The organism is Caldimonas mangrovi (assembly GCF_023721835.1).
GTDB classification, from domain to species: domain Bacteria; phylum Pseudomonadota; class Gammaproteobacteria; order Burkholderiales; family Burkholderiaceae_C; genus Caldimonas; species Caldimonas mangrovi.
Map to the genome: position 1 here is coordinate 250,344 of NZ_JAMKFE010000006.1, position 13,237 is coordinate 263,580.

1 protein-coding gene is annotated in these 13,237 nt (G+C 68.8%); it reads right to left on the minus strand.

Annotation, left to right across the window (positions count from 1 at the left end):
• Positions 1-20 precede the first annotated feature (20 nt).
• Positions 21-12,788: a non-ribosomal peptide synthetase/type I polyketide synthase gene (locus tag M8A51_RS12470; protein ID WP_251778786.1), complete on the minus strand. Its 12,768-nt coding sequence runs from the start codon at positions 12,786-12,788 to the stop codon at positions 21-23.
• Between the last annotated feature and the right edge of the window lie 449 nt (positions 12,789-13,237).

The following is a 13,237-nucleotide window of genomic DNA, read 5'->3' on the forward strand; positions in this document are numbered from 1 at the left end:
GGCGGATCGAAATCTCCACCTCAAGCCCTTCGCACGAACCGCACCAGCCGGTCCATCACGCCGCGCGGCTCCGGCACCGCGGTTTCGGTGCGCATGGTCTGAGCCGGCGTCACGAGGGACGTCTCGTCATAGGCGGCGGCCAGTTGACCCAGGCTTTCGAACACATACCGGCGCGCCGATACCCGCTTGCCCAAACGCTCCTCGAGCCGCGCTACAGCTTGCATTGCCAGCAGGGAGGTGCCGCCCAGGTCGAAGAAGTTGTCGTTCACGCGGATGCCGCGGATGGCCAGCAAGGCTTCCCATGTTTCGATCAGCGCGTGCTCGGTCGGCGTGCCTTCGGTTCGGGCCATGTCCGAGCTTGCAGTACGCTCCAAAGCGGTCGACTGCATCGGGTCGGGCCGGCCGTCCTGGTCGCGTCGCAGTGTCTGAACCCACTGGACACGGGGCGCCGTGGTCGCTGCAGGCAGGACGGCTCTCAGCGCCGTCTGCAGGAGCTGTTCGTCGAGCGGTACACCGTCCCTCGGCTCGACCAGCAGGGTGAGTCGATGGTGCTGAGCACGGTCCGGCTGCACGAGGACACCCGCCTGCCGCACGAGGGGGACCTCGCCCAGCCGCGCTTCGACGGCAGCGAGTTCGAGACGTGCGCCCTCGTAGTACGCGGTCGCCCCGGTTTCACCCAGGTACTGCAGCTGTCCATCCGTGCGCCAACGGCACAGGGCACCGGTGGCATCCCAGCGGCGGTCGGCCTGCGCAAGCCACAACGGCGCAGCGATGCCGGGAGGCACAGGGGCTTCGGGCTCCTCGGCGACGCGCAGCATGTCGCCGACGAGGGGCCGACCGATCAGTCCGCTGTCGTTTGCATGGGACAGATGCGCGGCCGCCACAGGCGCCTGCACGGACCACGGGCGGTACACCGAAAGCACCGAGCAATCGGCCGCCAACAGGTCGGCGACCAGCTCGCGCGACGATTCGGGCGCATCGATCATCGCCACGAGCGGCAGGGAGGTTTGCTGTGCAGCAGACAACAGGCGCCGCCAAGTCGCTGCGGGCGCGTGCAGCCAGCCGATCTGCTCGGATCGAACGAGGGTCAGCAGTTGCGCCCCTTCGGTGCACAGCGATGCAGGTGCGACGACCAGTTCGATGCCTGCCTGCAACGCGAGGCACAGATCGAGCAGCTGCTGCGGCCTAGACAGCCCGTCGAAGGTCAGCAGCTTGTCGTTGGCGAGGGGGGTGACATCGCTGGTCAGCGACGCGACGAGTTGAGCCAACTCCCGGCGGCCGAGGGCACGTTGCGGCAGCGCTTGGACCCCCCAGAGGTCACGCCGATCGGTGAGCCTTGGTGCCCGGAAGCCCTCGATTTCATGGTCGGGAATCGCGATCAGGTCGGGGACCTCGCTCGTCAGCACGGCATCCGCGACCACAGCGTGCGCCCTGCTCGCCGCGAGCGCCTTCCGGATGGACGATGCATCGGCACCGTGCGGCAGCGCCAGACAGCTGCGACCGGACCGCAGCACGGCGAGGGCGGCGACCAGTTGTGCCACCGGGTCACCGACGCATATGGCCACCGTGCCGCCGGCAGGAACGCCGCGAGATGCAAGGCGGCTGTCGAAGCCGGCGATCCGCCTCGACAGCTCGCCCAGCGTGAGCGAGCTTCCTGCGTGACGCAGTGCCACCTTGTCCGGATGGCTGGTGACGTTGAGATGCAGGATGTCCAGGAAGTCGCCGCCTGCCGGCGCCGCCGCAGCGGGCGTGCTCATGCGGGCCAGGGACGCCTGTTCCGCGTCGCTCATGGCCAGGAGTTGCGAAAGTGGCCGGGTCGGGTCCTGCAGCAAGCGCGCGAAGGCGTTGTCGAGGCGGTCGCGCAACATGGCGGCCGTGCTGGGAAGGAAGAGATCGGCGTTGTACTGGACGCCGCATTCAATGCCTGATGCGATCTCCACCATCCACAGGTTCATGTCCTCGGTGGCGCCTTTGACGTTCGTCTTGATGCGCTCGTGGGCCAGCGGGCCCCAACGGGTCGGCCGGCCACGGGCATCCTGGAAGCCGAACATCACCTGGTACAGCCGGTGCCCGGCGCCGCGGCGGCCGACATCGAGTTCCTGCGCCAGCATTTCGAAGGGGATATCCTGGTGCGCGTACACCTCGGTCACTGCCCGGTGCACCGAGCGGATCCAGTCGGCGCTCGAAGCACGAGCATCGACGCTCAGCCGCAGCGGCAGCATGTTGTTGAAGAAGCCCATCACGCCTTCGATCTCGGGCATCGGCCTGCCACGTACCGGCATGCCGATGGCGGGATGGGAATCACGCAGCCACTGTGCCATCACGGCCGCGTAGACGGACAGCGCCACGACGCTCAAGGTGGTGCCGTTCTGCTTCGCAAGCTCCCGGATGCGTTCGGCCTTGTCGGTCGGGATGAACAGGAACTCCGTGGCGCCCCGTCCCTCGGCACCCGCTTGCCGGGGCAGGTCGGTGTACGGGTGCGAGGGCAACCGGCTGCGGGCATACAGGTTCTTCCAGTAGTCGAGCTGCGCACGGATCTCGTCGCTCTTCAACCATTCGTTGTGCCATTGCGCGAAGTCGCCATAGGTGACGGGCAGCTCCGGCAGCGGCGACGTTCGACCGTGCAGATAGGCGTCGTAAAGGGCCGACATCTCCGTGTAGAAGAGATCGAAGGACCATCCGTCCCAGACGACGTGATGCGGCGTAAAGAACAGCGCGTGATGATCTTCCCCCAACTTGAACAGACGGGTGCGCATCAACGGGCCACGATCGAGCGCGATGGGCTCGGCCAGCAGCGCGTCGAGCCGTCGCTGCAGTGCTTGTTCGCGCCGGTCTTCCGGCAGCCCGCTGAGATCCTCCAGCGGCAGCAGGGTGACGCCGACCTCGTCGTCGATGCGCTGGATGTGGCCGTCGTCCGTGTGGACGATCGACGTGCGCAGTGCGGTCTGGCGGCGAACCAGCTCGCGGAACGCACGGTCGAACGCCTGCAGGTCCATGGGGCCGCGCAACCTGTGGCACGAGGGCGCGTTGTACATCACGCTGCCCGGATGCATCTCCTCGACGAAGCGGATGCGTTCCTGCATCAACGTCAGCGGCGCGTTGGCCTGTTGCGCTCGCTTTGCGATGGGCGCGCGCGTGGGCAAGCCGGCTCCGTTCGTGCGTTGGCGCTCGACGAACTCGGCCAGTTTCTCGACGGTGGGTGCCTCGAACAGTGCACGCAGGTTCAGTTGCAGCTGCAATTCGCGATTGATCTGCCCGACCAGCCTCGCGGCCAGCAGCGAGTGGCCGCCGAGCGAGAAGAAGTCGTCGTGAATGCCGACCTCGGCCAGCTTGAGGACCGACTGCATGGCCGCTGCAAGGGTGCGCTCCAGGTCGTTGCGCGGCGGGGTGCTGTTTCGTGAGGACGAAACGACCGGGCCGCTGGGCACCGGCAGCGACTTGCGATCGATCTTGCCGTTGGGCAGCAGCGGCATGGTCGGCAGCGGCACCACGAACTGGGGCAGCATGTAGTCGGGCAGCGCACCACGCAACGCTTCACGCAGGGCGGCCGGATCAGGCGCGGCACCGGCCTCGGCCACGAAGTACGCCACCAGGCGCACGTCGCCGGGCGAGTCTTCGCGGGCGATCGCCACCGTGCGCGCGACACCCGGCTGGCCGGCGAGCCGGGCCTCGATTTCACCCAGTTCGATGCGATAGCCGCGGATCTTGACCTGGAAATCGAGGCGGCCGAGGTGTTCGATGGTGCCGTCCTCGCGCCATTTCCCGAGGTCGCCGGTACGGTAGATGCGAGCTCGTGCAGCGGTGCTGAACGGGTCTTGCACGAACTTCTCGGCGGTGAGTTCGGGCCGCTTGAAGTAGCCGAGCGCCACGCCCTCGCCACCGATGCAGATCTCGCCTTCCACGCCCACGCCGCACGGCCGCAACTGGTCGTCGACGACCCAGACCTGGGTATTGTCGATGGGCCGGCCCACGGTGATGCGCTGGTTCGCGTCGTCAATGCGCGAGAGTGTCGACCAGACGGTGGTTTCGGTCGGGCCGTACATGTTCCACAACTCGACGCCTTGCGCCAGCAGCCGCGCCGCCAGCGACGGCGGCAGGGCTTCTCCTCCGCACAAGGCCTTGAAGCCGGCCGGCGCCTGCCAGCCGGCGTCGAGCAGCATGTGCCACGTCGTGGGCGTGGCCTGCATCACGTTGATCCGGTGGTCTGCGATCATGCGGCCGAGAACCTCGCCGTCCATCGCTTCTTCCCGCTGCGCGACGACCACGCAGGCACCGACCGTCAGAGGCAGCATCAGTTCGAGCACCGCGATGTCGAACGACAGTGTGGTCACCGCGAGCAGCCGGTCGCTCGGCTGCAAGCCCGGCTCCCGCTTCATGCTGGCGAGGAAGTTGCATACCGCACGCTGGGGCAGCACGACGCCCTTGGGCTTGCCCGTCGAGCCGGAGGTGTAGATCACATAGGCCGGCGCGCCCTCCGGCCTGTCGGCGGGCGGAGGCAATGGGGTATCGGGGGCCGCCGCAACCAACGCCGCGTCATCGTCGACGCGCAGCTGCCGCTCGCGCGGCACGCCGGCAAGTTCGGCATGGGCCGCTTCGGTGATGACGAGTTTGACGCCCGCGTCGGCGGCCATGTCGTGCAGGCGATCCCGCGGAAAGCCCGGATCGAGCGGCACATACGCGGCGCCGGTCTTGAGCACACCGAGCAAGGCCGGCACCAGATCGGGGTTGCGGCTGAGGCACAGGCCCACGCGCGTGTCGGCGCCCACACCGCGCTGTGCCAGCAGATTGGCAAAGCGATTGGCGCGCGCTTCGAGCTGCCGGTAACTCAGGCGCTCGCCGCGAGCAACAAGTGCCGTTGCGTCCGGCGTGCGCTGGGCCTGCTGCGCGATCCACTGTTCGACGCGGGCGCCATCCGGCAGTGGTGCGTGGGTCGCGTTCCACTGGAGCAGTCGGGGGTCGACGGCCGGCAGGCTCGCGGTCGTTGCAGCGGCCGCCGTCGCGGACAGTGGCGCTTGCAGCGATGCAGCCAGCTCTGTACAGGCCGCTTGCAGCGCATCGACGAGTGCCTGCGCCCTTTCGACGCTGAAGAACTCGGTGCTGTAGTGCAGGTCGAGCGTGAGCGTGTCTTCCTTCTCGTAGAAGTTGAAGAAAAGCTGGCTGAGCGTGCCGCATTTGCGGCCTTCGTGCATCGTCGCGCGCAGCGGCGCGAAGGCGCCGAGGTTGACCTTGGGGTTGAGGTTGAAGAAGACGCCCGTCAGCGCCGGCTTGTCGCCGGTGCTGCGCAGGCCCAGCGCGCGCGCCACTGTGCCTTGCGTCATGAGCGGGTGCTCCAGTGCATCCATCAGATGCGCGCGCACCCGACCGAGCACGGCGGCTCCGGTGTCGTCTTCTCGGCATGCCAGCCGCAGCGGAAGGTCCAGCACTCCGTCGGCCATCAGTGGCCCATGTCGGCCCAGGCTCTGGCTTGCGTAAGGAATGCTCACCAGGAATTCGCCTTGGCCGCTTTGCCTCTGCAACATCACGGTCACGGCGGTCAGCAGCATCTGGAACAGCGTGGCACCCGCCTGCTTCGCCTGTCCGCGCAGCCGAGCGAAGAGCTCACCGTCGATCTGCGCCCGCAGCGTGTCGCCCGTGTAACGGCGTGGCATCGGCGGCGAGCGATCACCCAAGGCCAGCGGCGCCGGCGGATTGTTCAACACGCGCTGCCAGTACTGCAGCGATTGCCGTCCCTCGGGGCTCTCCATGCGTTGGAGTTCGCGCGAAGCGAAGGTGATGGGCGATTCGGCCTCGGGCAGCAAGGGCGCCATGCCCGAGCTCCGAGCACGGTAGGCGGCGGCGAGCTCGGCATTGAACACGCTGGACGCCCAGCCGTCGAACACCAGATGGCTGGCGACCACATGAACGACCACCTGCCCGCTGGCGAGGCGCAGCAGGCTTACCGCGACCAGGGGCGCTCGATCGAGCGGAAACGGCCTGCCGCTGGCCTCGGTGCAATAGGCGTCGAGTGCGGCGGCGGTGTCGGGTTGATCGCGCAGGTCGACTTCGGTGATCGCGACGGGGGCCGACCTGTCGACGCGTTGCAGCGGTTGTTCGGGGTCGAAACTGATGCGAAAGGCATCGTGCCGCGACATCACGTCGCGCACCGCCGCGCGCAGCGCATCGACGTCGACCGGCCCTTGCAGGCTGACGCAAAACGATTCGTTCAATGCTCGTGCGGCCGAGACATCAAAGCTGGCCGCCAGCCAGCGCTCCGTCTGCCCGGGCGACAGCGGCCCCTCCGTGGTCGAGGAGACAAGGGACTTGTCGCCGCCGCCGGGAGGGGGAGGGCCGTCATGCGGGACGATGAAACCAAGCGCCATGAGCTCGTCGAGCGCCTGGGTGAATACGTCGAAGATGCGGTCCAGCTCCGACTCGCCCATCGCCTCGGTGACGAAATGGCCGAACTGCTCGTACAGGTGCAGACCATGGAAGCGCACCAGGTAGTAGAAGAGGCTGACGTACTTCTGCCCGTCGTCCCAGCTCAACCGCCACAGCGACGCGCAATGCACCGCCTTGACCGGTGCACCACGCACTGCGAAGGCCGTGTTGAGCCGCTCGATCAGACGTTGCGTGCGTTCGTTGAGGCTGCGGTACAGCTCGCGGCCGCCGCGCTTGAGATGCAGCAGCGACGCGCGCGCTGCCGCCAATGCCAACGGGTGGCGCACGAAGGTGCCGGCGAAGTAGGTCACGCCGGCCTCGGGGTAGGAGTCGTCGCCGTACTGCCACTGGCCGCCGTCCAGCGCGTCCAGCCAGTGCGAGCCGCCCCCGATAGCAGCAAACGGCAGGCCGCCGCCAATGATCTTGCCGTAGGTGCACAGGTCGGCGCGCACGCCGTAGAACTCCTGCGCCCCGCCGGGCGCAACGCGGAATCCGGTCACCACTTCGTCGAAGATCAGCGCGCAGCCGGCCGCATCGGCGATTCGGCGCAGCTCCTGCACGAACTCGCGCGGCTGCAGTGTCGGGTACTTGTTCTGGATCGGCTCGATCATGATCGCGGCGAGTTCCGGGCCGCGTTCGCGCAGCACGCGCAATGCGTCGTCACTGGCGTAGTCAAGCACCAGCACGTTCTCGACGGCGTTGGCGAGGATGCCCGGCGCAGCCGACAGCGAGCGCAGCTGCTTGGTGCCGCGCACGATGACCTCGTCGAAGATGCCGTGGTACGAATTCGTGAAGATCGCGATCGTCTTGCGTCCGGTGACCGTGCGTGCAATGCGCATCGCTCCCATCACGGCCTCCGAGCCGGTGTTGCAGAAGGCCACCCGCTCGTGGCCGGTGAACTCGGAGATGAGCTGCGCGACCTCGGCGGCAAGCGGGTGCTGCGGGCCGACCTCGATGCCGGCCTTCAACTGCTCGACCATCGCGTCAACGACGTCGGAGGGGTTGTAACCGAGCAGGTTGGCACCGAAGCATGAGAGCAGGTCGATGTATTCGTTGCCGTCGATGTCCCAGATGCGTGCGCCCTTGGAACGGTCGGCGACGATCGGGTAGACGAGGTCTTTCCACAGCGGGTTGAAGCCGGTGACGACGCGCGGGTCGGCCATCAGCTTGCGGTGCTGCTGGCTGTAGACCTTGGATTTGGCAGTCCTGGCGTTGTAGCGTGCGATGAACTCTACGAGCCAGCGGTGCTGCTCGGGCGTGTCGTCCTGCTTCGCGTCGAGCGTGATGCGCGCGGCGGCGCCGAAGGGTTTTTCGATCAGCGCCTTGATCGTGGGCTGGTCCGGCTCAGCGGACACCGCGGGCTGCGGGAGAGGGGATTCAACGATGGGCGGCGCCGCCTGAGCGGCAGGCAGCGCCATGGTGGCGGGGATCGGTTGGCCCGCAAGCAGCGCGAGCTGCTGCGACATCAGCTGCATCTGCTGCTGGATCAGCTGGTGCAGTGCCGTGCCGCCGGCGATGGCAGTCACGGGCGCGGCGGTGACCGGCGCCATCGTGGGCCCGACTTGAACCGGGGCCGCCGGTGCCGCTGGGGTGGCGACCGGCTCCGGCGCCGCCACAGGCAGCGGCGCGAACCGATCGGCCGGCAACTCCGTGTCGAGAAAGCGCGCTACTTTGTCCAGCGTGTCGAGGTCTTCCAGCAGACGCCGGAAGCGCAGCTTGATGCCGAACACCTGCTCGAGTTCGAGCGTGGCCTGTGTCAGCGACAGCGAGTCTAGTCCCTGGTCGACGAAGCTGGCGTCGTCGTTCATGTCCTCGGCGGCGAGGCCGGAGACGTCGCTGAGGATGCGCTTCAGTTCTTGTGCGAGGCGAGGCAGTCGGCTCATGAGGGGGGGCGCGGCGGAAGGAAGAGGGCTCGTCGGCACAGGGCCGGCGAGGCTGTCGGGAGTGGCGATGGCTGCGATGGCGCCGAGGTTGGGCGCCGAACGGCGGGCGAACCAGTGGTGCTGCCCCGCGAATGGGTAGGTCGGTAGCGCGATGCGGCGCGCGCTCGAGGCGACCGGCCAGGCGAGTTCGACGCCTGCGCACCACAGGGCCCCGATGCCGCTCAACGCAAGTTGCGCGGCATCGCCGGGGTCCTGCGCGGGCCCGAGCAGCGGCACCACGCGGGGCACGCCGCCAGTGCGAGTGCGATGCTGGCGCAGCAGCGCCGTCAAGGCCTGTCCGGAGCCGACCTCGACGAAGACGCAATCGCCGTCGCGCGCCAGCTCCGCTTGTACTGCGCGGCTGAACTGCACGGTGGCGCGCACCTGGCGAGCCCAGTATTCAGGGTCGGTGGCTTCGCTCGCCTGCAACGGCGCACCGCTGAGGCACGAATACAGGGTGCGCTGGGGCGCCTGCAGTCGCGCGCGGCGCAGTGCCTGAGCGACGCGCGGCAGCGCAGCGTCCATCGCCGCGCTGTGGAATGCATGCGAAACACGCAGGCGCGTGGTGCCGATGTCGCGCGACTCCAGCGCTGTGGCGAGGGTGTCGATGGCCGCAGCGTCACCGGCCAACACGGTCAGCCCGGGTGCGTTGCAGCCGGCGATCTCGATGCCGGCGGGCAGCAGTGCGGCGAGCTGCTCGGTGCCGGCGCGGGCGGCCAGCATCGCACCGCGCGGCTGCTCGAACATCGCCTGCCCGCGCTCGATGACCGCAGCGAGCGCGTCGTCGAGCGAGAACACGCCCGCATGGCAGGCCGCCGCATATTCGCCGATGCTGTGGCCGATCATCGCGTCGGGCTGGAGGCCCAGGCTGTCGAGCCAGGCCGCCAGTGCATACGACATGCCGAACAGCGCCGGCTGCGCATGCCGGGTTTCGGCCAGCGCGTCGGCCGCCTGGCGGTCGCCCGGTTCGGCATCCAGCATCCAGCCCTTCAGGCGCGCGCCGAGGTCCAGGCCGGCGAGCTCGAAGCAGCGGTCCAGCGCCACGCGGAAGGCAGGAGCCTCGTCATACAGCTTGCGCGCCATGCCGGGGTGCTGCGAGCCCTGACCGGGGAAGAGGAAGACCACTCTCGGCGCGTTCACCGCGGCGACCGGGCTCTTCATCGAGCGCAGCGCGGCGATCGCAGATGCAGCGTTGGGTGCGACAGCACACAGCCGCTGTGCCATGGGTCGGCGGCCGCGCATCAGCGTGGCGGCGACATCGGCCAGTGGCAGTGCAGGGTGGCGCTCCAGGTGGTCGGCGAGGTCGCGTGCGCGTTGCAGTGCCGCTTCGGGCGTGCGTGCCGACAAGGGCAGCAGGAACAGCTTGTCGTTTTCGTCGGCGGCGGGCCTGGCCGCCACCGGGGCTTCTTCGATCACGACGTGGGCATTGGTGCCGCCGACACCGAAGGAGCTGACGGCCGCGCGGCGCGGTTGCGTGCCGCGTGGCCACGGGGTGTTGTCGGCAACAACATGGAACGGCGTCGCCGCGAAATCGATCTGCGGGTTGGGCCGGCGAAAGTGCAGCGTGCCCGGGATCAGCTCACGGTGCAGCGACAGCGCTGCCTTCACCAGGCCCAGCACGCCGGCGGCGGCGATGGTGTGGCCCAGGTTGCCTTTCAGCGAACCCAGGCCGCAGAACTGCGCGTCGGCGGTGTCTTCGCGCCAGGCTCGCGTGAGCGCCGACACCTCGATCGGGTCGCCCAGTGCGGTGCCGGTGCCGTGCGCCTCGACGTAGCCGATGCTGCGTGCACTGACCTCGGCGTGCTCGAGCGCCATGCGGATCGCGCCGGCCTGGCCGCTCACGCTGGGCGCGGTGAAACTGGCCTTGTCGCCGCCGTCGTTGTTCAAGCCCACACCGCGGATGACGGCGTAGACGGTATCGCCATCGGCCAGCGCATCGTGCAGCCGCTTGAGTACGACAACGCCGCCGCCGCTTGCGAATACCGTGCCGCTGGCATCGGCATCGAACGGCCGGCAATGGCCGTCGGCTGATTCCATGCCGCCTTCCACGTGCAGATAACCGCCTTCCTGCGGCACCACAACGGTCGCGCCGCCGGCCAGCGCCACGTCGCACTGCCCGCTGGCAAGCGCGTGCCAGGCCTGCACGACGGCCACCAGCCCGGTCGAGCAGGCCGTGTGGATGCTGACCGCCGGGCCATTGAGGTTGAGCCGGTTGGCCACGCGGGTGGCGACATAGTCCTTCTCGCTCGCCAGCATCGCGGCGAACTCGCCCATCTGCTGGATCAGTTCGGGTTGTTCCTGGCGCAGCGCAGTGATATAGGTGTTGTTCGCGACGCCACCGTACACGCCGACGCGTTCGCCGTCTCGGCTCGGGTCGATTGCCGCATGCTCGAGCGCCGTCCAGCACAACTCGAGGAACAGGCGCTGCTGCGGGTCGAGCACCGTCGCCTCGCGCGCCGAGATGCCGAAGTAAGCGGCGTCGAAACGCCCGGCGTCGTCGAGCACGCCGCGCGCTGCGACGAAATTGGGGCGGTTGCGCAGCGCCTCGGGAATCGACGGGTCGAGTTCGGCCGGCGAGAAGTGCCGGATGCCTTCGCGGCCGGCCACCAGGTTGTCCCAGAACTGCTCGACGTGGCGCGCGCCAGCGGTGCGGGTCGCCATGCCGACGATGGCGATGCCGCCGTGGCTGATGGACGTCCGGGCCTTGCTCGCATGCCGGGTCTGAGGACGACCTTCGAGCGCCGAGCGTATGCCGGCGATGGTGGGCCGGTCGTAGATGTCGGCCACCGAGATGCCCCGCATGCCGGCTTCGCGCAGCCGGGTCACGAAGCGCAACACGAGCAGCGACTTCGCGCCCAGCTCGAACAGATTCGCGTTCTCGCCGATGTCGGGCACACCCAGCAGTTCTTCCCACAGGCTGCGTATCAGCGCCGCAGGGTCCTGGTGGGAGGCGGCCTCGACCGTCGGCAGCGGCAGGGCGCGCCGGTCGATCTTGCCGCTCGGCGTGGTCGGCAGGCGGTCGAGCACCACGTAGCGGACCGGGACCATGTACTCCGGCAATCGCCCGCGCAGGTAGGCGCGCAGCGCCGGGGTCAGGGCGTCGGCCTGCACGGGCCCCGAGCGCAGCACCAGGTGGGCGATCAACTGCTTGCCGATGCCCGGGAGTTCGGGTGCGGTGACCACGGCGTCGCGCACGGCTTCGTGCGCCATCAGCAAGACTTCGATCTCGCCGGGCTCGATGCGGAAGCCATCGACTTTCAGCTGCTGATCGGCCCGACCGAGATAGGTGTAGACGCCCTCGGCGTCGCGTTGCACGAGATCGCCGGTCGTGTACCAGCGGCCCGGCAGCAGGGCGACGTCATCCCGAAAGCGCTCGCGGCTCAAGTCTTCGCGGCCCAGGTAGCCGTGCGCCAGCGTGTCGCCGCCGAGCAGGAGCTCGCCGGTGTCGCCGCCGTGTACCGACTGGGTCTCAGGGGCGCGCAGCGCGAGCGCCACGTGCGGCAAGGCGCGTCCGATCGGCGGGATCACCGGCCACTGGGCGGCGTCGCCGTACAGTTCATGTGCGGTGACGACGTGGCTTTCGGTGGGACCGTAGTGGTTGTGCAGGCCCGCGTCGGGCAATTGGCCGAACAGCCAGCGGATCGCCGGCGTGACCTGCAACTGCTCGCCGGCACTGACGACGTCGCGCAGGTGCGTGGGCAGGCACTCGCGCGCCGCCTCCGCCAGCATCTGCAGCGCGACGTAGGGCAAGAAGATGCGCTCGACCCGGTGCGCCTGCAGCGCGGCGCACAGTTGCGCCGGATCGCGCCGCTGAGCGTCGTCGAGCATCACCAGCGTGCCGCCACAGGCCAGCGTCGAGAAGATCTCCTGGAAGTGCACATCGAACGACAGCGGAGCGAACTGCAACGTGGTCGCGGGCTGGCCGAGGCGAGGGTGCGCCGCGTGCCAGGCGATCAGGTGGCGCAGCGGGCGCGCGCCCATCGCCACGCCCTTGGGGCGGCCGGTCGAGCCCGACGTGAACAGCACATAGGCCAGATCCGGCGCCGCGCCGTACGCCGCGCCCGCGCGCGCGGGCGCGGGCGCGGCCAGTGTCGGCAGCTTGCCCGCCACGGCTTCAAGGCGGGACAGCACGTCGGCGTCGCCCAGGACGGAACGCGGTTTCGCATCGTCGAGCATCGCCGCGATCCGGTCGCCCGGGTAGCCGAGGTCGAGCGGCACATAGGCCAATCCTGCCTCGACGGCGGCCATGATGTCGATCACGGTCTCGATCGAGCGGGCAGCGGCGATGGCGACGCGGTCGCCGGGGCCCATGCCTGCGGCGGTCATTGCGGCGGCGCGCTCGGTCACGGCGTTCCACAGGGCCCGGTAGTCGACACTGTCTCCACGGGCGTGCAAGACGGCAACGCGGTCAGGCCAGCGGCGTGCGGCTGCGCGCAGCCAGTGATGCAATGGGGGCGGCTCCGGCAGGGAATCCGGTCCGCTCCCATCAAATGGGCTTTGATGGTTCATCGCTCTCTCCGTCAAGGCGCGCGGACGAAGTCGGGTGCTCGAAGGGCGCGGTTGCAGGCATGCCCAGATCAAGGGGAGGCCTAACGTCTTGCGACCCTCTGTGGCGGTGGGCGGGCAGCGGCGTCCCGCCACTGTCTCCAGCTGTTACCGATTATGCGAGCCGGGTATCGATTTGGACGCCCCCCAAATAGGTGACTGCGCGCCGGGGCGAGGCGGGACGCTGCGCACCAGTGCCGTGCTCCAGGGGCGGAAGCAGAAGCGTCGGGGGGCTGAACCCCGCGGGCATGCCGCGCGCGGGCGCGGCGACGTGCAACCCGTAAATCGGGGATACCCCAGTGAACCACATTCTGTAACGATCCGCCCGGTCTATTTCGCGATCACGCGCGTTC